This is a genomic window from Protofrankia sp. BMG5.30, from assembly GCF_001983005.1.
GTDB classification, from domain to species: domain Bacteria; phylum Actinomycetota; class Actinomycetes; order Frankiales; family Frankiaceae; genus Protofrankia; species Protofrankia coriariae.
Genome location: NZ_MOME01000033.1, coordinates 69,427 through 90,100, shown reverse-complemented (window position 1 = coordinate 90,100; position 20,674 = coordinate 69,427). Strand labels below are relative to the sequence as shown.

Genomic DNA, 20,674 nt, shown 5'->3' with positions numbered 1-20,674 from the left:
GCGCGATCCGTGCCACCGCGAACCGGTCGACGTGCCTGCCCGGCCGCGTACCCGAACCGAGTGGTGTCCCCGAACTTCAGCGGTCTGCCGGCGGGAACACGGCCGGCGTGTTCGACGTTGGCCAGGTGGGTCGCCATACGGTGGCTCGGGTAAGATAGCTCCGGTACCAGTATCGACTAGCACGCTGTGAGTTCACGCCGTGAGTTCACGCTGTGAGCGCACATGACACGGGGGTGACCGGTTTCGACTTCGGACGTCGGGATAGGGGAAGCGGGCCGAGGATGAGCGGTTATCTCGTAAACGATCCGCTCGAAGAAACAACTGCCAACAAGTCGCAGTCTGCTACACCCCGCACTTTCGCCCTCGCGGCCTGAGCGGGATCAAGTAGCCGTCAGCCTGAGAGTGCCTCCGGCTCAGGATCTGGCGTCGCCAGGAGGATCACCTTCTGATCCGGTCACGGGATCGGCAAGGAACACCTCACAGTGACTGAGCCCACACCGGCTTGCCTGCGTGACCGGTGGGGCTGAGAAACAACAAGCAGGCTGCGCCCGGAGAAGCCCTGTTGCGGGGCCGGAGGACGCGGGTTCGATTCCCGCCACCTCCACGCTGTCGGCGGGGGTCCGTCCTGAACGGATGGGCCCCTGACCAGGCGCAACAGCACCACCCTCCACGATCCCGCCACCGTCACCCGCGCTGGTGCGCACAGGGTGCGCACGCGGCGTCCGGCGGGGGATCGCCGCGGCGATCGTCTCCGCCGCAGCCTGCCCCGTCGATCGGAGCAGATGCGCGTACGTGTTACCGGTCATCGACGTCGAAGAGTGACCGAGGATCTTGGACACGGTCGTGATGTCCACCCCTTCACCGAGAAGGATCGACGCCGACCCATGCCGCAGGTCGTGTAGCCGCTTGGGGGAGAGCAGACGATCCCCGATCTCGTCGCACACCCCCAGGTCGACCGTCAGCGGCGCGGCGAGGTGCAGCAGGGCACGGGACCCGTGTAGCCCTTCCGCGCGGAGCACGGTCACCTCACCGATCGGCTCACGGGCCTTGTACAGCGTCCACGTACCCTCCGCTGGCCTGTACCGCTTGCCGACGACGAACGTGGTCGACCCGGCCGGGGCAAGCTCGCGAACGTTCGACAGCAGGCCCACCCGCCGGGCGATGCGCTGCATTTGCCGAGTCAGGTACTCCGGGGCCAAGTGTCGGCCCGACGGATGGGTGAAGATCAGATCTTTCAACTGCACCGGGTTCCCATGCTCGTCGGGAAGCACCCCGTTGTTCCATGTCGGGCCGACGGCTTCCCGCTCTTCGTCCTGGCGGAGCCGATGTGTGGMCAGCGACCCGACCACCACCGAGGCTAGGTCGACCTTCCGCCGGCCAGACTTCGTCTTCGGTGCCCACACCCCCATCTCTGACCCTGAACGGGTTATCTGCTGGCGGACCATGAGCACAGCCGCCACCTCATCCAATCCGGACCAGGTCGCCCCGCACACCTCGCCACGGCGAAGRCCATGCAGGGCCATCAGCTCGTATGCCGCCGCGAGCCGATCCCCGGCCGCCTCGTCCAGAAATCGCCCAACGTCTTCCGCGTCCCACGGCTCAACTTCGGGCGCCGAATAGGAGGCGAGTTCCACTCCGTCCGTCGGGTTGAAGTCGAGCTTCCGCTGTCGCATCGCGTCGTTCAGTGCGGTGCGCAGCATCTCCAGCACGTCTTTCACCGTCGCCGGGCCGATCGGCCGTCCCGGGCGTTTCTGGGCGGCTTTGACCGCCAGCTTCAACGCGCTGTCGATGTGCTCGGCGCGTAGTCCAGCCAACGGCATTTCTCCGAGATACGGGACCAGGTGCAGCCGGATGAACTGCTCGTAGCGGGCCCGGGTGGTCGGCCGTAGCGCGTTCTTCCGGCTCAGCCAGCCGTCCAGGTAGGCGCCGACGGTCAGCTTGCCGACGTGCTGCCGGCCGGCCCGGACCTGTGAGACGGCCTTCTCCGCATCGCTCTGGGCCTGCGTGCGGGTGGGCGCGGTGCCCCGCATCAGCTCCTTGCCTACGAGGGGTATGAGCTCCTTCGGGACACGGAACCGCCATTCGTACGAGCCGTGCCCACGCTTGCCCCGCTTCGGGCATTCACCCCTCGGGTACTTCTTCTTCGTCTCCGGGTCACGGCAGCMGCAACGCTGCTTGACGTCAATCTCCACTATCGCCCCCGACTTCTTAGTCTTGGTACTTTTTCTTCCGACTGCTGTAGCTCCTTGACGCGTTCCCCGTGTGTCTCCGTTCTCGCATTTTCTCTAGCTACTTTTCCCATCCTCATCTCAAGTACCGGGTCAAGAGTCGGCAATTTTAGGCCAAGTTCCCAAATGGAATCGCGGATGCCAAAAAGATCACTTTCGATCGCCCGCAGCTCGCGGTCTTCGGCCTTTTCTGCTTGCCGTAGCTCTTTGGCTCGTTCGGCGGTGAGATCGGGGGTAGGGCTTTCGAGGAACTCGCGTATGGAGGAAAGTTCATCCATCGCAACATTCCACTCCCATGCGAGCTGCCAATGATTTCTGTATAGCCGGATGGCCAGCCAGCCATCACTTTCCGGTTCACTCTGGTCGTCGAGCCATTCGTTTTCTGCGTATCCTCCTTCTGCCGTGAACCACGACAATGCTGTCCATAGCGGAAGCTCGACACCGGGAAGCGCTTCCACCGTGTCTTTCCTGCCGGTCGGGTACAGCARCACGATCGGTGGGACCCCGATCGCTTTCGCGAGGATCACTAGCTCGGCGACCAAGACGCTGCTACGCCGACCGGACTCCAGATTCGCGATCACTGATCGGGCAATCGGGTAGCCGAGTGCCGCCGTCGCGTCCGCCAGCTCCTGAGCGGACATCCCTCGTCGCCGTCGGTGATGTCGCACCTCGGTTGCGATCGAGCGGGACAGCTCGGCGGGCCAGTCCTCCGAATGTTGTGTCACGAGATGACACGGTAGCCGCAGTTGGCCTCAGATCTGACACCCTGCGGCGTGTACTGTGATCCCCGCATCGAATGTCAGGATGGATGTCACAACATCCCAATCGATCAGGAGGTTGTGTCGTGGAAGCACAAGTGCGACCACGGACGCTGGACGAGGTCCGGGCGCTGGGACTCGTGACGGACGTGACGACCGCCGGGGCCTGCCTCGGCATCGAACGGACGAGCGCACACGCGCTTGTCCGTTCTGGGAAATTCCCGGTCCCGGTTATCCGGGTGGGCGCCCGGTGGAAGGTGCCGGTAAGGGGGCTGCTGGCCGTGCTCGGCGATGACGACGCCGGCCGGGTGTCCGCGTGACCCCGCCGAAGAAGCCCCGCCGCGGCCAGTGGACGACCCGGCAGCTCCGGGCGCTCCCGGTGATCGTCGACGTGGAGACCGCGGCCAGTGTGCTCGGGATGGGGCTCACGAAGGCCCGCGCGCTGATCAGGGCTGGGGAGTTTCCCGTGCGGGTGATCAAGCATGGGGACCGGTACGTGATCCCCTTGCGGGGCCTGCTGGCCCTCCTGGGCGTGGAGCCGGCCGACGACACCGATACCGGGACAGCCGCCTGAACGTGTCCGATCTTGGCCAGCCACCCCGTGCCGCCGGCCAGCATGACCCGAGGTTCCGACTGGAAACTTCTCCGACGGCCGGGGGCAACGTAGCGCCCAGCCCGGCCGGGAGACAGGCCGAAGGGCTCCCAGACACAGAAAACCGCCGGGCAACTGCGGATCGCCCGGCGCTCCCACTGCACGCCTCTACGGAGAGGTCTCTACCCAGGCATGAGCATAGCCACCGGGACCGACCGGTCCCGGAATCTGTCGCCGAACGGGCGGGCCGCTCTCGGGCTCGCCGCCCGCGGCATTCACGTGTTCCCGGTCCGGGCCGGCACGAAGTTCCCGCTCGTCCGCTGGGCGACCGAGGCCACCACGGACCCTGAGACGATCATCGACTGGTACACCCGCTGGCCGGCAGCATCCGTCGCTGTGGCCTGCGGCCCGAGCGGTCTGATCGTCATCGACGTCGACGGGCCGGCCGGGGCCGAATCTTGGGCCGCGCTGACCGCCCAGCACGGCGAGGTGGCCACCTGCACCGTGACGACCGGCCGGGACAGCGGTGGTCGGCACCTGTGGTTCCTCGCCGGAGACGGCCCCTCCGTGCGGAACTCTGCCGGGTTGTTGGGCCCTGGGCTCGATGTCCGCGGCGTGGGGGGCATGGTCTTGTCCCCGCCGAGCGTGCACCGCTCTGGCCGCCACTACGAGTGGGCGAACCGTGCCCCGCTTGCCCCGCTGCCGGACTGGCTGCGCCAGGCTGCCACACCTGCGCCGCAGCCCGTCCGCCGGGCCACGCCCGGCCGGGTATCTACGGCGTCCGCGGACAAGGTGCTCGCCGCGCTTGTCAGGGTGGTTCTCACCGCCCCGGAAGGCACCAGGAACGATCGCTTGTTCTGGTCCGCGGTCAAGGTCGTCGAGCATGCCGACGCTGGCAGGCTCGACACCGAAACCAGCGTGGATGCCCTTCTCCGGGCCGCTGAGGCGGTTGGGCTACCCCCAGCTGAAGCCGCCYGCACCATCCGCTCCGCGGTCGAAGGACCGGTGCGCGCTTGAGCACCGAGGTCGCGGTCACCGAGCACGACATCGTGGCCGCTGCGACGGRCCGGCCGCACATCGAGCTGACCACCGAGGCCGCGCAGATCCGCGAACTCCGTGCGGCGATCGAGGGCAACCAGCTGCCCGACCTGTACGTCACTTCCGGGGAGGTCGTCCACCTCGAACGGGTCTCCGGAGACATCTCCACCCCGCTGGGGCTGCCCGACCCACCGCCCCTGCCCTACGCCCCGAGCGTGCTCACCTCGGCCGGCCTTGCGTCCCTTCTCGCCCGGCACGCCTACGCGTTCCAGGTCCGAACGAGGACCAGGAAAGGCAAGAACGGCGAGTCGGACGAGACCATCGAGCAGGAGATCGAAACCGTCCCTTCGAACCGTGTGCTTGCCGCGGTCCTGGCCGGCCGGTACTGGCCGGGGGTCAGGCCACTGCACGGGATCGTGGGCTCGCCGGTGCTCCGCCCGGACGGCACTCTGCTGCAAACGGCCGGATACGACGCGAAGACCGGCCTGTTCTTCGCGCCGAAGGTCGAACTTCCGTGGGTGCCCGCGGAGCCGAAGCTGCTTGAGGTCGCCGAAGCCCAGAAGTTCCTCTGCGAGACGCTCCTTGGGGGCTTCCCCTGGGTCGCCCCGGCGGACAGGGCGAACTACCTCGGGCTGCTGGTCAGCAACATCCTCCGGCCGTACGTCCGAACCCTCACCCCGTTTGGCCTGATCACCGCGACCACGCAGGCATCCGGCAAGACCATCCTGTCCGAGGGCATCGGTCTGCTGTATGGGCAGCGGGTCCTGCCGTGGCCGGAGACCGAATCCGAGCTTCGCAAGGCGATCACTTCGGCGCTCGGTGAGGCCGCCTCGGTGTTGGTGTTCGATAACCTCCGCGAGGGCACTGTCATCGACTCGCCGAACCTCGCGCTGCTGCTCACGACCCCGGAATGGTCGGACCGGCGGTTGGGTACGAACACCACCGTCCAGATCGCCAACGATCGGCTCTGGCTTGGCACCGGCAACAACCTGCGGCTGGGCGGCGACATCGCGACACGGACTGTGCTCGTCCGCTTGGACCCGAAGATGCCCCACCCGGAGGAGCGGACCGGCTTCGCTATCCCGCACCTGGACCTGTGGGTGAAGGACCCTGCGAACCAGCGGACCGTGCTGCGCCACCTCCTCGTGCTGGTCATGGACTGGATCGCCAGCGGCGCACCACGTGCCGAGCACGTCATGCGCCAGTTCACTCCCTGGGCCCGCGCGGTTGGCGGCTTCCTCGCCCACCACAACATCGACGGCTTCCTCGCCAACGTCGACGAGGTCCGCGCGATGGACGACGAGGACAACGAGTGGGAAGTGTTCCTCGGCCAGTGGCACCGGAAGTTCGAGTCCAAGCCGAAGACCGCCGCGCAGATCCGCGCCTCGGCGGACATCGACATCGACAACCATGGACGTCCGCATGACCCCTGGGAGGGCTGCTTCCTGGCCGACGAGCGGGGTGGGGTGCCGTCCGCGAAGTCACTCGGACGGACGCTCCGCGGGCAGGTCGGCCGGTTCCACGGGCCGTACGTCCTCCGCCGTGGTGAAGACCCACACAGGAAGATCGCCACTTGGTCGGTCGGATGCCCAGACGGCCCATGACGCGCATGGCGATGGACGGCGGATCGAACCCCGCAAACCCCGCAGGCGGCACGAACAGGGCCGCTGACCTGCGCAGACGCGTGCGGGGTTTGGCCTCGGCCCACAACCCGCAAACCCCGCAGACCACGCGGCAAACCCCGCAGGCCAGGGGAACTAAACCCCGCGCCGGAACGCCCACAGCCCGCAAACCCCGCAAAGATCAGTTCACAAAAGACCAGGTCAGACGAGGTGCTGCGGGGTTTGCGGGGTTTGCGGGATCAGTTCGTCGACTTACACGCGAGAGCACCGAGAGGACAGTAGTGATCAACCCGACGGAGAACGCCGTAGATGGCCGGCCTCGCTGCCGCTGCTGCCGCCGCCTCCTCCACGCCCCGACCAGCCGGGCACTGCTCATCGGCCCGGAATGCTTCGCCCGTCTCCCCGCCAGTGATCGCCATCGGCTCGTGCTCGCCGCGGTCCGTGCCACCCGCGGCGTCCCGGTCCAGCCGGGCCTGGACGCCGCCGCGTGACCGTCTCTCGCCCGGCCCGGGGCCCACCCGGGACGGCATGCCTCGTCACCCACCAGAGCAACCGAGAGGACCCCCATGCACAGCAAGACACCCGACGCCACGCTCCCCTTCGTCGACGGCATCCGGGCCCTCGACGAGGTCGACCTCGTCCCCGACGGCCCGCTCCGCGCCGAGGCGTACCAGCACATGAGCGGCGAGGCGTACATCACTCTCGCGCTCTAYGGCGCCGACGAGTGGATCGCCCGGGACGGCAAGACGCTCGCGTACCAGATCGACGTGGAGACCGCCCGCACCCTGATCATCCGCCTCGCCGGCCTGATCAGCACCGCCGAAGCCGCCGTCGCCGAACGCAGCGACGACGTCCTCCAGCACCCGGACTACGCCGGACTGAGGGAGATCACCACACAGCACGCAGACGGTCGTCGCCCCGAAGACATGACCGTCCGGGACTGGGCGGACCTCGCCTGCGGTCTGGAGGCTCTGCTGCTCAGCCAGCGCCCGCACAGCCACGCCTGACGTTCCGTCGGCCCCGGCTCACCCCGGGGCCGGCACCCCTGTGCGTCAGCCGCCCTCGTTGTTGGGGTCCGGCTCTCGGCCGGTCTGGCGGTCCCGCCGAGGCGGAATCGGGTCGCCGGGCCGCCACGGCTTCCCATCGGGGCCGTACACGATTCCGTCGCCAGGGCCACCGACGAACCGTTCCCAGGGATCACCCGCCTCGTCCGGCCCGATCCCCAACCCGTGTCCGTTGTCCACCTGCTCGTCCCCCGTCACGCCCAGATAGTCCCCCAGGAGCCCCCTTGCCTAGCACCACCGTCCGGTCGTGGATGACCCGCGCCCGGCTCTCCGTCCCAGCCCGGGACGAGGACGACCCGCCGGCCCGTACACGCGGGGCCTCCGCCCCCTGGACCGGCCTGCGCTCCCCGGAGTCCTGGGCCTGCCCGAGCTGCGGCGGCCAGGCAACCCCGGACCCCGACCTGCCCCACCCGGCGCAGGCTCGGACCCCGGGAAGCAGCATGACCGATCATCCGCAGGTCACGTTGACCCGGGACGGCCGGCCGGTGCAGGTCGACGAGGGCATGGCCGAGCTGATCCGCGCGCTGTGGGCCGCCGGGGTGGACACCGTCTACTCGTGTCAGGGCGGGCCGCCGCCGGCGGATGCGGACCCGCTGGCCTACGTGGCGTTCACGCCCGAGGCGCTGGCGCTGTTTGACCGCCTGGTCCCCGGTCAACCCGCCCACTGGGAGCGGGAGACCGGGGCCGTCTCGGATCTGACAGCGGTGCGCTTCCCACCGTCAGACATCCCGCGGCTACTCGCTTCCCTGCCCGTCGATACATCGCGGCCGACCTCATCAGCCGAACGGGAACGTTCGGCCCCTCGCCCGCACGCGCGCGATGCTGCCCCGTCCGGCCGTGTCCTACCCGACGAGCGTGCACGCCTGGTCGCCGGTTTCGGTGCCGGGTTGGCTGCCGCCCGCCGCGCTGCTGGCCTGTCACGGCCCGGCTTGGCCCGCCGGGTGGGGTGCAGCCCATCGCTGATCAAGCAGCTGGAGCGGGGGACTTGCCGGCCTCGTGCCTGCGCCGTCCGTCTGCTCGCCTACGGGATCCGGCCGGATGGCCCCGCTCCGTTGCGGGAGCGGCTGTTGCAGGCCGCCGGCTCGTCGCTGCGGCCGGACACCCCCCAGTCGGTACGGCGGTGGACGCGCCGCACCGAGAAGGCGTTCCTGGCCGGGTACTGGCCGCTCCCTACCGAGATCGTCCGCGCGATCCGGCTGCACCAGGCCGCTGCTGAGGCCCGCGCCGAAGCAATGGCTTTGCTGGACCGGCCAGGGGCCGAGAACAGCGCGCGGATTCTTGATCGGGCGGCTGCCCTGCTGGACGAGTCGCGCGCCGCTGCTGAGGCCGYGGGGCCGCCGGTGACGGTGACGGTCGGCCGGCATAGCCGGAGCTACCACGGATGGTGATCACCATGGGAGATACCTCTGACAGCGACGACCCCGCCCGCGCCATCCCCGAACGCGAGGTGACCTCGTTCGCCGAGCTCGTCGACCTGGACCTGGTACACGCGCACGTCACCGAGTACGCCGAGGTGCTGGAACAGCTCCGCGGCAAGCTCGCCTTGGTCCTCAGCCGTGCTGAGCTCGGCCGGCTCGACAGCCATCTGCGAGTGCTGCCGTCTCGGGGCGTCCGTGCCTTCCTGGCGGCTGTAGTCGCCGCTGACGCCCCCGAGCTTGCCCGGCTCCGGGGATTGTTGGACACGGCACCACGGCCTCTGTGGGGGCCTGCGCTGGTCCTGCTGGACGCGGCGTCCCGGGCCGCCTCGCCCCGGGACGATGTGCACGTGCCTGCCCGGCTCGCCGGTGACGTGCTCGCCGACCTCCTGCGAGGCACCGCGCACCGAGGCCGGGAGCACGGAGCACCCGGCGTCTCGCCGGAGCTCCGTGCCCTGCTCGCCGCGCTGCACGACGCGGCCGGCCGACACCGGCGCGGGATACCCGCCCCAGCCGCCCCGTTCCGTTCGGAACCTGTTTCTCCGGTCCAGTCCACGATCAACGCAGTCACCGAGGACACCACCACCGCGGAGGTGTCCGCCTCCGAGTACGCACGCCGGGCCGGTACCAGCCGACAGCACGCGACTCGGCTCGCCCGGCAGGGGAAGGTCCCGGCCCGGATGATCGGCAACCGGTGGCTGATCTTGACTGATCTGGAGGCCCCCACGCATGACAGCCCCGACCCCCACGATTGAGCGTCTCGCCCACGAGATGGTCACCGCCACCACCTCGGAGATGGTCACCCAGTACGAAGCCCTCGTCATCCAGAAGACCCGCCAGATGGCCTCCGATGCCCGTGCCCGCCTCGAGGCRGAGGACGCGAGCAAGGCCGCCAACTCTCTCGCCGCCCACCTGCGCGCCCGTGTCACGTCAGGCCAGCCCGACGTGACCGGCGTGCTCGCCGGTGTGCTCAGGGAGGTCATGCACAAGGTGCCCGGCGCGCACACCGACTGGGCTGTCCTCGCCGATCTCGTCACCCCGACGGAGGTCTGACCATGACGAAGAGCAGCACCGACGCTTTGAACACCGCCCTCACCGCCCTCGATGAGGCGGCCAGCACCGAGGAAGCCGATCAAGCCCGAGGCTTGATCGGCAGGCTGCTGGACGCCCGGGCCGCCCGCACCGCGGAGCGCCTCGACCGCGAGGCCAACGCCGAACGGCTGCGGGAGCTGGAGGCCCTCCGCGCCGAGATCATCAGTCACGCTGGCGACGCGGACGAGATCGTCAACCGGCTCGACGTCGCCGTGGAGGCCACGGCCGCGCTGGTCGAAGCGGTCGTAGCCCGGCAGGAGCTACACGGCCAATGGCAGGCCGCTCTGTCCCGGCACGGCGTCGGGCAGTGCGACACCTGCGCACCTCTCGACGCCGGTCTCGGCGCGGCCCCGGCCGGGTACAGCCACCGCGCCATAGCGGTAGACCGCCGTCAGATCAACTACCTCGAACCGGGTGATCTGCTCGGCGTGCTGCTGCACATGCTGTCGCATCGGGTGCCCGCCGGTACCAACCTCACCCCGGCGAACGTCGGCCCCAGCAACAACCAGGCTTTCGCCGCGGACCCGGCCGGCTATATCCGGCGGATCATGGGCGCTGGCCTGCGGGAGGCGGGATGACCGGCGGACGGCGGGCAACCCGCGATGTAGAGCAGCGCGACGCCCGCTGGCTCGACAGCGCTTCCGCCGAGGACATCGCCGCCGCGTTCGAGGCGGGCCAACTCGCCGCGATCATGGGCGGCCCCGTCCCGGCCGAGATCACCCCGGGTCGGCAGTGGTCCGGGGAAGATTTCGATGCTGCCAGCCCCGAGCAGCGCGCGCAGGCGCAGGCCCGGGGCGACCTGCGGGATCTGCTCGGGGCCTGAACGATGCGGATCAACTTCTACGAGCAGTTCACCGGCACAAACGGCGACCCCTGGTCCGCCAGTTGGACGAGCGCACATCGGACCGGGGCCAGCTCCGACATTCAGGGGAATGCGGGCCGGCTCCGGACCGGCACGAGCGCGTATACCACGGCGGCCCGGCAGYACGCATCCGGGATGACCGCGGTCGCGGACTGTGAACTGCTCGTTCGCTACACCCCGGGCACGGTGGYCGCGGAATCCCACACCGTGGTGGGTATTCGAGGGTCCGGGGTGTGGGGAGACCCGAGCATCAACGATGCTTTCCCCGCTGCCGGCTATTTCCTTGAGATCAACCCGCAGGGTGGGGATTACACGGTTCGGGCCGCTAACGGGGTCCTTGTCGCCAGCACGGTCCTCGCGACCGTGACGAAAACGATTCCGGCTGGTGGGGTGTGGATACGGCTCCGCGCCGAGGGAACCGCCATTTCCGCGAAGGTGTGGAGCGCCGCCGGTTCCGAGCCGGCCGCATGGGACTACACCGGCACGAACAGCGCCACCACCGCGGCCGGCCGGGTGCAGCTCGCCGGGAACAACGGCGCCGACGCCGCGCAGCGCACCCACACCTACGACGAGCTCACCGTCACCTACCTGACCGCGTCCCCGCTGGCCCAGACCGGGATGCCGGGGCAGCCGATCCCCCGGCTGGGGGTCGTGTTCGACGCGGCGCCTCTGTCGGATGCCGTCGTGCTCCTCCGGGACCCGTTCGCGGCCTATTCGACGATGGAAGCCGGCGTGGCCGGCTGGGTCGCGGGCGCGAACACCACCTTCGATATCTCCACCCGCAAGCCGTTCGCGGGCGCGAACAGCCTCACCTTGACCCGTAGCGGGTCGACCGGGGCGGCATCAGCGAGTCTGGTTCTCGGGGCTGGGGAAATCACGCTTGCTGCGGGCCGGCTGTGCCTGCTGTGGGTGCCCGTCCGCCCGGCCGCCGGGGTCGCAAACCGGACCGTGACGGTCACGTCGACGTGGCAGAACTCGGCCAGCGTCGACCTGTACACGGACAGCCAGGTACAGGCCGAGGGTGCCGGCTACACAAACAGCGACGGCTGGACGATGATCGGCCTGTTCACGGAGATCCCCGCCACCGCGGTCAGGTGGAAGCTCGGGGCCAGCGTCGCGGGTGCGGCGGCAGGCGAGGCCCATCACGTCGACGGCTGGAAGATCCACTACTTTGGTGTAGACCTCGGCCAGCGGCTCCGTGCCCGCCCCGGCGAGCGCCGTGGACGCTCATCCGACCAGGACAACTTCGAGGCGTCCGAGTTCTCCTGGGTGCTGGCGAACGGCGACGGGCAGCTCACCCCGGACGGGGCCGGCTACGACGTCGATATCCGTCAGCGCGTCACCCTCGTCGCCGACTACGCCGGCACTCTCTATCCGATCTGTGTGGGCTACGCGACCGGCTGGTACCAGTCGATCCCCGGCCACGGCTGGAGTGAGGTCGAGCTCCGCGCGGTCGACGCGTTCCGGCTGCTGTCGAAACGGAGGATTCCCCCGCCGTACCGGGCTCAGGTGCTGCTCACCGGCCCACGCTCGTACTACCCGTGTGTTGAGCCGCAGGAATCGACGGCGGCGGGGAACATCGCCGGCACGGGCGGGATGGCCCAGATTCTCACGTCGAAATACGGGTGGGGTGGTGGCGGGTTCGGTGCCGACTCGGTTTTGCCGGAGACGGAGATGGGGCGGAACTCGGATGCCGGATCGTCGTCGCTGGCGGTCAACGTCGACACGACCAACGGCGCCGGGAACGTGCTGGACCTGACGTCCGCGCCGGGGGCTCTTGCTCTCGACGGCCCGTGGTCGATGATGCTGTGGTTCTCCACAGCCCCACCGATCTCGATCGCCCGGATCCTGTTCCGGCAGATTGTCCCCGGCTTCAACGATCTTCTGTCTGGATTCCAGATCCAGTTTGAAACCAGCGGTGCGCTGAAGGTCATTACCCCGTCCGAAACCGTGTACACGAGCGGGGTGAACTATGTGGACGGCGGCTATCACAATGTGGTGCTCACCTACGACCCGACGGACGGCACGTGGGGTCGCTGCCGAGTCTATCTGGACGGCGGAGAGGTCGCGAACGTCGCCCTCACCGGCAACCCGCTGACCTGGGGGATGCCCGCCAGGGCAGATCTCGGTGGCGCCTGGCATCCCTGGTCATCGGTGCTCGATTTCCACTTCCAGGGCCGCATGGGACATGTCGCCTTCTGGAACAGGATTCTCCCCGCCGGGGAAATCTACGCACTCGATGTTGTAGGCCGGTTCGGTGGCTTCCTCGAAAACGAGGGAAACCGTGTCGGTGGGGTCCTTGACCTGACTGACTGGCCGATCGTCGACACCCGTATCGATGTTGGCCTCACCGATCTTCTGGCCCGTGACTGGGCGGAGAAAACGTCCGTGCTCGGCCTCGCGCAGGCCATCACCGGCTACGGCGCCGGGGAACTGTACATGGGCCCGGATGGCGCGGTCGTCATGCGGAACCGRCATCACCGGGTGAACCGGACCAGCCGGTACACGTTCACCGGCGTCATGTCCCCTGCGAAAGAGGATCTACGGCCGGCGAAGGACGATTCCCGGCTCGTCAACTCGACCGAGGTGACCCGTACCACCAGCGGCACGATCACCGTTGTCGACCAGACTTCGATAGACACCTACGAGCTCGCCGAGGGATCGTCAATCGAGCTGGCGATCCGCTCGGACGCCGAGGCAGAGGTGCACGGGCTGGCCAAGCTCGCCCGGACCGCGGCGCCGAAGGTCCGCGTGGAGAGCGTGCTGTTCAAGCCGTTCGCGAACGCGGCGTTGTGGCAGCCGCTGCTCTCCCTGGAGATCGGCGACCGGATCACCATCGGTGACCTGCCGAGCCTCGCACCGGGAACCACCATCGAGGCGTTCATCGAACGGATCGAGCATTTCACATCGGGGTCGATCAACACGTGGTGTGTGCGACTCCAGCTTTCCCCGGTGTTGCCGATGCACACGATGTGGCAGCTCGACCGAGCCCCCTACAACAAACTCGACGCAGGTAACCCGCTGGGGTTTTAAGGAGTGCGCGTGGCCATCCCTACAGTGACGACCTGGCCGCCGCTGAAGCCACCGCCGAGGGTGCGGATAGTGTCCGTACCCTTCTCGTCATCATCGAGCACGGCCAGCGACGTACGCGGGTTGCTGAGCCCGAGCACGRCGCACGTGCCCACTGCCCGCCATCCGGCAACACCGCCCGCGAACGTTCATCCTGGCTCGGAGATGATCGTTGTCTGCTGAGGGCGGCCCATCGAGTCGATGACGTGAGTAGTACTCACCTCATCCTCATCGAGCCCCTGCACCGCCCCGACGCTTCCAGGACCCTGGAACCGTGATCTTCGGGTCTGTACCATGCGCCGGGCGCCCACGAAGTGGTCGACCGGATCGTGTCCGCTGTTCGCGCAGGCCGCGCAGGCGCGCTCGATCGCCCCGACGAGGTGCGAGCGATGGTCCCGGACTCAGGCCAGCAGGAAGATCATATTAATACAGGATAATGCCGGTTATCCTGTTGTTCGTGACTGAGATCGTTACCCGGGCCGCGTCCGCTCTCGCACCCACCGAAGACTCCGACCCGCTGAGCCGGTACGCGGCCGGCTGGCTGCTCGGTTACCGGTCAGCGCACACCCGCACGGCCTACGCCCGTGACCTCCGGGACTTCGCCGGCTGGTGCGCAGCGCACGACATCACCGTCACCGGCGCAAACCGTAGCCACGTCGACGCCTACGCCCGCGGACTCGAAGAAGTCGACGGCCGCACCCCGGCCACGGTCGCCCGTCGACTGTCCGCGCTGGCATCGTTCTTCGCCTACCTCGTCACGGAAGACGTGCTCACCCGATCACCGCTGACCCACGTCAAACGCCCGCGGCTCGGTGACGACTCGCAGACCACCGGCCTGGACCGTGACGAGGTGCGCGCCCTGCTCGCCGCCGCAGCAGCCGACAGCCCCCGCGCTCACGCGCTGATCGGACTGCTGGCCGGTAACGGTCTTCGCGTCGGTGAGGTCCTGGCCGCTGACGTCGACGACCTCGACGTGGAGCGCGGGCACCGGGTTCTCCGGATTGTCCGCAAGGGCGGGAAACGGGCAACCGTGCCGCTGGCCCCATCGGTCGCCCACGCCATCGACGCCTACCTGGACGGCTGCACCACCGGGCCGCTGTTCGCCACCCGCACCGGCAGGCGGATGGACGAACCCGCCGTGTTCCGGCTGATCCGCCGGCTGGCCCGGGCCGCGGGCATCACCAGCGCGGACAAGCTGAGCCCGCACAGCCTCCGGCACAGCTTCGTCACGCTCGCGCTGGACGCCGGGGTGAGCCTGCGCGACGTCCAGGACGCCGCCGGCCACGCCGACCCGCGCACCACCCGCCGATACGACCGGGCCCGACACAACCTCGACCGCCACGCCGCCTACACCCTCGCGGCCCATCTCGCCGGGTAGCAAGATTGCTATGTGACCTGCGAGCACGACGACTGCACCGGACCCCAACCGCCCGATGATGTTCTGTGCGCCGCCCACCGCCTCGAGCGGAATGCCCAGCATGACCGGGTTGTGGCGGAGCTCCGCCAGCAGGCAGCGCAACGACGCTCCATCCGGCACATGCCGGAGTTCACCTGTCAGTACGGGCCTCCCACTCGCCCCGGGTGATCGCGTAGACGGACTTGTCAGCGCCGTGGAGGTGTTCCGTCCGTTGGAAGGTCTTCCCGAGCCGTTCGGCGACTCGGACTGACCGGACGTTGTCCGGTCGGATCACCGAGATCACCTCGTCCGTGCCGACCTTCTCGAAGGCGAACCGGACGGCCGCCGCGCCCGCCTCCGTCGCGTACCCGCGGCCCCACACGGCAGGGTCGAGGAACCAGACCGCTTCCACCCCCGGCCAGTCTTCCTCACCCCACAGGCCGACCCTGCCCACCATGGAGCCGGTAGCCGTCTCGTCGACAGCCCACAGGCCATATCCGCGCAGAACCCAGTGACCGAGTTGCAACGCTATGTTCCGCCATGCCGACGCCCGGTCCGTTGGGCCGCTGAGGTAGCGGTAGAACTCCGGCTTGGAGGCGATCTCGACCCACCGGTTGAGGTCGGCCGCGTCGATGCAGCGTAGGACCAGCCGGTCTGTGACGATCGTCGGTACGTCCAGGGCGAGGGTCACGGCTCGTCTCCGGAGGTCAACGCCGCTACGGGCATGCCGCGGACCAGCGCGCTGTACTCGCGTACGGCGGGGATCTGCCGATGCGCCGGCTGGAAGAAACCCGCGAGCCGGCGTGCCTTCAGCGCCACGGTGTGCGTGGGATGCGCCGCCAGCGTTTCGAGCACCTGTACACCGATGGTGGCCGCCGTGTCCGGTTCCGGGTTGGGTCGACGCAGGTAGGCGATGGACAGGCTGAGCCGGGCGTGGGCCTGTTCCTCGGTGCAGAAGGTCCCCGCCGTCATCCCGTAGGCGTCGGTGGAGGCCAGGGACCAGCGTTCCGCAGCGATCCCGTCTCCCATTGCCAGGGCCACACCGGCGCGGAACATTCCCACCTCGGCCTCTCCGACCGGGGTGCTACCCGGCCGCGGCGGGTGGTCGCCGGCCGCGGCTTCCATCCGGTTCAATGCCTGCACCGCGGCTTCCATATCGCCGAGAGCCGCGTACGTCCGCGCCTCGTACGCGGCCATCCGCGCGCGCGTGTAGGGATGGTCATAGGGGCGCGCGGCGAGCAGATGACCGAGGGCTTGTTGGTGACGGCCCGTCCAGTAGGCGATCGATGATCGTAATGCCGCGATCGACGCGCACAGCACCGGTTCTCCGCTTTCAGCGGCATGATGCTCAGCGAGGGTGGCGAACCGGCGGGCGGAACGCATGTCGCCGGTGTTGAACGCCACCCGGCCGAGGTAGTAGGCGAACTGCCCACCAAGCAGGGTGAGCCGGGCATGGGTGGATGCGGATGTTCGCCTGTCGAGCGCGGTCTCGACCTGCCGCCAGCCATCGATGACGCGGGGGGCGGCCACCGCGTGCGGCACGGTCGTGTAGGTGGCTGCGATCTCGTCCAGGTCGGCTTCGAGCTCGTCCAGGGTTAGCCGGTCTGGTTCCGCCGCGGTGATCCGGTGGTACAGATCGGCTGCGACGTCGGCCGCTGCGGCGAGCGCTGAGGCTTGGAGTATCCGTCGCCGGTTCGTGGGTTCCTCCCCTCGTCCCCGCTGCGGACCGGGTGTGCTATGCCGCCGTGTCCGTTGCTGTTGCCACGCTTGGGCTCGCAGCGTACGCAGTTCCCCGCCGGCGTCCAGTGCCGCGTCCAACGCGTCKATGAGGTTCTCGGAGGGCACGGTCCGGCCGGACTCGGCCTGGGAGAGGTAGGCGCGTTGAAAGCCGATCAACGCGGCAAGCCGTTCCTGGCTGTACCCGACGGCGTGGCGTAGCTCCCGGATCCGGTCGGCCAACTCCCGCTTGGCTCCGCCGTCGCTCATCGCTGCCTCCCGGCATCGCGCAAGGGAGGTAACAGACGTAACCCGTTACCCGTAACGGGTTACGTACGGCCGCCTGTTACAGGGTGCCGTTACCCCACATACGCGATGTGTCGTAGTCGTGTCGGCACGATAACCGGCCGGCCACGCAGCCGATCCACGAACGGGAGATGTCGTGCTACGTACCGGGACCTGCGGGATCCAGACCCGACCCCGGCCCGACGTGCCGGCGGACGCGGTGCTCTACGCCGTCGTGGTCTACGGCCCGGATCAGCAGCCGGTCGAGGTGCTGTTGCCGTTTCACAGCGTGGCCGCCGCCGATCATCACGCGAAAAGCCGCGGATTGGACGGCCGCGTGGTGCCGATCACCTTCCCGTTCCACACTCCCCGACCGGGGAGCTAAGACCAGACCCGCCCATTTCAGGCCCAGCTAGAAAGGATCTTCCGTGTGCGTCCCGCGCGACGTTGCGCAGGTCACTTCGTCCTGGCGGCAGCCGTCCGTCCCGGACCCGAGGGCGGTGGACGCGGTGGAGGTTGCCCGCGGGCCGCATCTGGTGCTGATCCGGTCGTCGCTCGGCCGGCCGATCGGGGTTACGCCGGCGGCGTGGGCTCGGTTCGTCGGCGCGGTGAAGGCCGGCGAGTACGACGACATGATCTGACGAGGCGGAACTGTGATGGAGTCCTTCGAGCGGGCCCGACGTGACGCGTTCTTCACGAAGATCGTCTCTCGGTTCGCTTCCGATGAACAGGCCACCACCTTCCTGATCACTCATCTGCTCCCCGAACGGCCGGGGTTCGTCCGCGCGGTCGCGGCGACAAGCCGTCTGCGGGCGGTGCTGCCCAAACCGAAGTCGATCGACCCTGCGGCCCGGCGCGAAGTTGAGCAGTCCATCCCGGTCGACGCCCTCTCCCGCGATCTGTTCAGCGCCACAGGCACGGCGCTGGACTACTTCGAGACCCGCGCCAGAGGCGAACGGATCATGCTGCTCGACATCGGCGGCTACTTCGCCCCGACCCTGGCCCACCTGCACGGCCACTTCTCCGGCCAGCTTGTCGGGGTTGTCGAGGACACCGAGAACGGTCACCGTCGCTACGCGGACCTTGAAAAGCTCCCGTGCCCGGTGGTCTCTGTCGCCCGGTCTCCGCTGAAGGAACCCGAGGACTTCCTCATCGGCCAGTCCGTGGTGTTCTCCGCCGAGGCGGTCATGCGCGGCCGCGGTGACATCCTCCATGGCCGCCCCGCCCTCGTGATCGGCTTCGGGAAGTTAGGCAGCTCGATCGCCCGTCTCCTGCACGCCAAAGGTGTGCTGGTCACCGTGTACGACGTGGACCCGGTCCGCCGCACCCAGGCTCTCGCGCAGGGCTTCACCGTCGCCCGGGACCGTGAGAGGGCGCTGAACGACGCCGGGCTCGTGCTCTGCGCGACCGGGGCGATCTCCCTCCGCGGCGAGGACTTCCCGCACCTGCGTAACGGCGCCTACGTGGCCACCGTCACCAGCAGCGAAGACGAACTGGAGCTGACCGGACTACCCGCGGTCTACACACGCGCGAAGGTCAGCGAGCACGTGGACCGCTACCAGACCACCGGCCACTACTTCTACCTGGCGAACAGCGGGAACGCCGTGAACTTCCTGCACGGCGCGAGCGTGGGCCCGTTCATCTACCTTGTCCAGGCCGAGATAATCGCCGGGATCAGCATGCTCACCCGCGGCGCCCTGCCCTCCGGCATCCACGAGGTCTCCGGCGCCGACCGTGCCGCGATCGCGGCGATCTGGCTCAACTACTTCAACAGGTGATCTTCTGTGCCTATTACGGCAGAGCACATCCGTGCAACCTTGAACGGCTACCTTGACGCCTACCCGGAAGACAAGGGCGCCCTCGACCCCGTGTTCGGCCTCTTGGAGGATGGGGCAGACCTCACCTCCCGCAGCGAGTTCCGTGGCCACGCGACCGCCGGAGCGGTCCTCGCCCGACCTGGCGGGGAGATCCTGCAGATCCGCCACCTGGCTTTGGGCCGGTGGCTGCTGCCCGGCGGCCACCTGGAGACGGCGGACGCCTCCCTGCGGGAAGCTGCCCTGYGCGAACTGCTCGAGGAGACCGGCATCTCCGCCACCGCGGTGACCCTGGCATCTGACGGGCCGGTCCACATCGACGTCCATCCGATCCCCGCCAACTMCGCCAAGGGCGAGCCTGAGCATCAGCACGTCGACTTCCGGTTCGTCTTCCGCACCGCGGCCGATGTCGGGGATCTCCAGGCCGAGGAGGTCGCAGCCGCAGCCTGGCGGCCTGTTGACAGCCTTCCCGACGAGGTGCTGCGCCTGCGGATCGTCGCCGCGCTTCGCTGAAGGGTCGAGCCGCCCGCGGTGGCCGGCTGGTGCCCGCATGGGAAGGTCGACCGGACRGTGCGGGCACCCGGCCGCGGTCCGGACAGCAGCCGGTAGCCGGCCGCCCCGCCCGCGCGAAGGGCTGGCGGAAACCCTGGATGGTCGTCTCCTCGCCCGAATCCGTCGCCGCCCTGCGGCGCCATATGACCCCCGACGAAGTCCACCCCGGGCGGGGAGGGGAAGGGTGTCGGTAGTAGCGACACCCCCTGACCCTCACACTGCCAGTGTGATGCGCTGTCTCACCTAGACGCGCACTCGAAGACCACACTGTGGCCCATTCTGACCGCTTTGTAGCCGTTTGATTACTATCTTCGGACAATGTTGGCATGACGACGGAAGAGGAAGATGCCGCCGTCATCCCGCCGGCCGTGATGGCGCTGGTCCCAGACGACCACCCGCACCGGGCCGGTCTGCTGCGTGATCTCGCGGCGTTCTACGTCAGCGGCGGATGGACGGTCGAGCGCCGTCGCCGCGTCCGGCCGATCTACGACGCCATCGCCGCCCGCATCGAGCGCGAGCAAGCGGAGGGAGCGTCGCGGGAGGATCGCGATCCCTGACGGGTCAGACTTCCGGCCCGGGCGCGCTGGGGACAGAGCCATGCCGTGGTCCGCCTGTGCCCGCCTGTGGCACGTCGGTCACCCGCATCGCCACAATGGCGTCATGGACCGCATGGTGACCGGTATCGTCCTCCGTTGCCGTGACCACCGCCGGCCCAAGACCGGGCTGGACGCCTACCGGATCCCGCCGCGGGAACTGTGCGAGCGCTGCCGGGTCATCAGCCTTCCCCGGCTGAGCACGCCCGTTGAGCCCGACCCGCCGAAGYCGGGACCGTTCCGGCCGTTCTGGGAGCCGGTCTGACCAGCTCACCCAGGGGCGCGACCCGGGCGCGCGGGGAGCTGGCGGCCGATCTTGTGGTCAGCTACAAGACCGCTCCGTGCGACCCGGGCGTGCGGGGAGCTGACCCTCGGTGAACTTCAACTTTGCTGACGTCCACGTGCGCCCGGGCGCGGATGGGAGTCATCACCTTCGAGGAGGCTCGAAGGTGTCGCCGGGCGTGCGACCCGGGCGTGTGGGGAACTGGCCCGGTCTCAGACACCGGTCCAAGATGCCCGGGGGTGCGACCCGGGCGCGGGTGGGAGTCATCGCTTAGCGATCTTACGGATGCCCGTAA

At 68.7% G+C, this 20,674-nt stretch carries 23 protein-coding genes, 1 other RNA gene and 1 pseudogene; 20 read left to right on the top strand and 5 right to left on the bottom strand.

All coding sequences use genetic code 11. From position 1 onward, the window contains the following. Window positions 1-229 precede the first annotated feature (229 nt). Window positions 230-607: a transfer-messenger RNA gene (gene ssrA / locus BL254_RS17765) on the top strand. A 229-nt stretch (window positions 608-836) separates the two neighbouring features. Here the strand turns inward: ssrA and xerC are convergent. Beyond that, a pseudogene (gene xerC / locus BL254_RS25245) lies at window positions 837-2,030 on the bottom strand (tyrosine recombinase XerC); the annotation flags it as partial. 161 nt (window positions 2,031-2,191) lie between these two features. Further along, on the bottom strand, window positions 2,192-2,896 hold the full coding sequence (locus tag BL254_RS26290) for a helix-turn-helix domain-containing protein (RefSeq protein WP_256386260.1): 705 nt from the start codon (window positions 2,894-2,896) through the stop codon (window positions 2,192-2,194). Between the two features lie 176 nt (window positions 2,897-3,072). Here BL254_RS26290 and BL254_RS17745 point away from each other — a divergent pair, with 176 nt between their 5' ends. From BL254_RS17745 to BL254_RS17720, 6 genes are all read left to right on the top strand, one after another. Next, window positions 3,073-3,306, top strand: coding sequence for a hypothetical protein (locus BL254_RS17745; protein ID WP_047222528.1), 234 nt, complete (start codon window positions 3,073-3,075; stop codon window positions 3,304-3,306). After that, window positions 3,303-3,560, top strand: coding sequence for a helix-turn-helix domain-containing protein (locus tag BL254_RS17740; RefSeq protein ID WP_047222529.1), 258 nt, complete (start codon window positions 3,303-3,305; stop codon window positions 3,558-3,560). Before BL254_RS17745 ends, BL254_RS17740 begins: the two co-directional genes overlap by 4 nt. Before the next feature lie 210 nt (window positions 3,561-3,770). Beyond that, a complete protein-coding gene (locus BL254_RS17735; RefSeq protein WP_076844136.1) occupies window positions 3,771-4,595 on the top strand; it encodes a bifunctional DNA primase/polymerase in 825 nt (274 codons plus the stop codon). Next, window positions 4,592-6,220 carry a hypothetical protein gene (locus tag BL254_RS17730; RefSeq protein ID WP_217699313.1) on the top strand — a complete coding sequence of 543 codons (1,629 nt, stop codon included), beginning with the start codon at window positions 4,592-4,594 and terminating at the stop codon, window positions 6,218-6,220. The genes BL254_RS17735 and BL254_RS17730 overlap by 4 nt, the downstream gene beginning before the upstream one ends. A gap of 299 nt (window positions 6,221-6,519) precedes the next feature. Further along, the gene (locus BL254_RS17725; protein WP_047222531.1) at window positions 6,520-6,729 is read left to right on the top strand and encodes a DUF6011 domain-containing protein; all 210 of its coding nucleotides are present in this window, start codon (window positions 6,520-6,522) and stop codon (window positions 6,727-6,729) included. A 75-nt stretch (window positions 6,730-6,804) separates the two neighbouring features. Next, window positions 6,805-7,245 (top strand): hypothetical protein, encoded by a 441-nt coding sequence (locus BL254_RS17720; protein WP_047222532.1) that lies wholly within the window; start codon window positions 6,805-6,807, stop codon window positions 7,243-7,245. A 45-nt stretch (window positions 7,246-7,290) separates the two neighbouring features. On the opposite strand, the gene BL254_RS17715 is transcribed toward BL254_RS17720, so the two are convergent. Beyond that, a complete protein-coding gene (locus BL254_RS17715) occupies window positions 7,291-7,500 on the bottom strand; it encodes a hypothetical protein (protein WP_139342373.1) in 210 nt (69 codons plus the stop codon). A gap of 26 nt (window positions 7,501-7,526) precedes the next feature. On the opposite strand from BL254_RS17715, the gene BL254_RS17710 reads away from it, so the two are divergent. From BL254_RS17710 to BL254_RS17680, 7 genes are all read left to right on the top strand, one after another. After that, entirely contained in the window at window positions 7,527-8,690 is a 1,164-nt protein-coding gene (locus BL254_RS17710; protein ID WP_139342372.1) for a helix-turn-helix domain-containing protein, read from the top strand. 5 nt (window positions 8,691-8,695) lie between these two features. Beyond that, a complete protein-coding gene (locus BL254_RS17705) occupies window positions 8,696-9,472 on the top strand; it encodes a helix-turn-helix domain-containing protein (RefSeq protein ID WP_139342371.1) in 777 nt (258 codons plus the stop codon). Then, the gene (locus BL254_RS17700; protein ID WP_047222537.1) at window positions 9,447-9,770 is read left to right on the top strand and encodes a hypothetical protein; all 324 of its coding nucleotides are present in this window, start codon (window positions 9,447-9,449) and stop codon (window positions 9,768-9,770) included. The genes BL254_RS17705 and BL254_RS17700 overlap by 26 nt, the downstream gene beginning before the upstream one ends. A gap of 2 nt (window positions 9,771-9,772) precedes the next feature. Next, a complete protein-coding gene (locus tag BL254_RS17695; RefSeq protein WP_052914482.1) occupies window positions 9,773-10,387 on the top strand; it encodes a hypothetical protein in 615 nt (204 codons plus the stop codon). Beyond that, complete coding sequence (locus BL254_RS17690; RefSeq protein WP_047222538.1) at window positions 10,384-10,632, top strand: hypothetical protein; 249 nt, start codon at window positions 10,384-10,386, stop codon at window positions 10,630-10,632. Before BL254_RS17695 ends, BL254_RS17690 begins: the two co-directional genes overlap by 4 nt. 174 nt (window positions 10,633-10,806) lie before the next feature. Next, window positions 10,807-13,704 (top strand): LamG domain-containing protein, encoded by a 2,898-nt coding sequence (locus BL254_RS17685; protein ID WP_139342370.1) that lies wholly within the window; start codon window positions 10,807-10,809, stop codon window positions 13,702-13,704. Window positions 13,705-14,197: 493 nt separating this feature from the next. Further along, window positions 14,198-15,118: a tyrosine-type recombinase/integrase gene (locus BL254_RS17680; protein ID WP_217699312.1), complete on the top strand. Its 921-nt coding sequence runs from the start codon at window positions 14,198-14,200 to the stop codon at window positions 15,116-15,118. A gap of 169 nt (window positions 15,119-15,287) precedes the next feature. Here BL254_RS17680 and BL254_RS17675 read toward each other — a convergent pair whose 3' ends face one another. Continuing rightward, window positions 15,288-15,827, bottom strand: a complete 540-nt coding sequence (locus BL254_RS17675; protein ID WP_052914483.1) for a GNAT family N-acetyltransferase — start codon at window positions 15,825-15,827, stop codon at window positions 15,288-15,290. Next, the gene (locus BL254_RS17670) at window positions 15,824-17,122 is read right to left on the bottom strand and encodes a helix-turn-helix domain-containing protein (RefSeq protein WP_076844130.1); all 1,299 of its coding nucleotides are present in this window, start codon (window positions 17,120-17,122) and stop codon (window positions 15,824-15,826) included. Before BL254_RS17670 ends, BL254_RS17675 begins: the two co-directional genes overlap by 4 nt. Window positions 17,123-17,357: 235 nt before the next feature. Here BL254_RS17670 and BL254_RS27260 point away from each other — a divergent pair, with 235 nt between their 5' ends. From BL254_RS27260 to BL254_RS17640, 6 genes are all read left to right on the top strand, one after another. Continuing rightward, window positions 17,358-17,522: a hypothetical protein gene (locus BL254_RS27260; RefSeq protein WP_162233188.1), complete on the top strand. Its 165-nt coding sequence runs from the start codon at window positions 17,358-17,360 to the stop codon at window positions 17,520-17,522. A gap of 43 nt (window positions 17,523-17,565) precedes the next feature. After that, a complete protein-coding gene (locus BL254_RS17660) occupies window positions 17,566-17,778 on the top strand; it encodes a DUF397 domain-containing protein (RefSeq protein WP_047222541.1) in 213 nt (70 codons plus the stop codon). 15 nt (window positions 17,779-17,793) lie between these two features. Beyond that, window positions 17,794-18,915, top strand: a complete 1,122-nt coding sequence (locus BL254_RS17655) for an NAD(P)-binding domain-containing protein (protein ID WP_047222542.1) — start codon at window positions 17,794-17,796, stop codon at window positions 18,913-18,915. A 6-nt stretch (window positions 18,916-18,921) separates the two neighbouring features. Further along, window positions 18,922-19,464 carry an NUDIX hydrolase gene (locus BL254_RS17650; RefSeq protein WP_076844129.1) on the top strand — a complete coding sequence of 181 codons (543 nt, stop codon included), beginning with the start codon at window positions 18,922-18,924 and terminating at the stop codon, window positions 19,462-19,464. A 365-nt stretch (window positions 19,465-19,829) separates the two neighbouring features. Beyond that, window positions 19,830-20,060, top strand: a complete 231-nt coding sequence (locus tag BL254_RS17645) for a hypothetical protein (RefSeq protein ID WP_047222544.1) — start codon at window positions 19,830-19,832, stop codon at window positions 20,058-20,060. Window positions 20,061-20,175: 115 nt separating this feature from the next. Next, a complete protein-coding gene (locus tag BL254_RS17640; RefSeq protein WP_139342369.1) occupies window positions 20,176-20,361 on the top strand; it encodes a hypothetical protein in 186 nt (61 codons plus the stop codon). The last annotated feature ends 313 nt before the right edge of the window (window positions 20,362-20,674 follow it).

Coding starts and splice junctions, on each gene's coding strand:
- BL254_RS17695 (WP_052914482.1), top strand. CDS start 9,773: ATGACGAAGAGCAGCACCGACGCTTTGAACACCGCCCTCACCGCCCTC.
- BL254_RS17690 (WP_047222538.1), top strand. CDS start 10,384: ATGACCGGCGGACGGCGGGCAACCCGCGATGTAGAGCAGCGCGACGCC.
- BL254_RS17655 (WP_047222542.1), top strand. CDS start 17,794: ATGGAGTCCTTCGAGCGGGCCCGACGTGACGCGTTCTTCACGAAGATC.
- BL254_RS17645 (WP_047222544.1), top strand. CDS start 19,830: ATGACGACGGAAGAGGAAGATGCCGCCGTCATCCCGCCGGCCGTGATG.
- BL254_RS17705 (WP_139342371.1), top strand. CDS start 8,696: ATGGGAGATACCTCTGACAGCGACGACCCCGCCCGCGCCATCCCCGAA.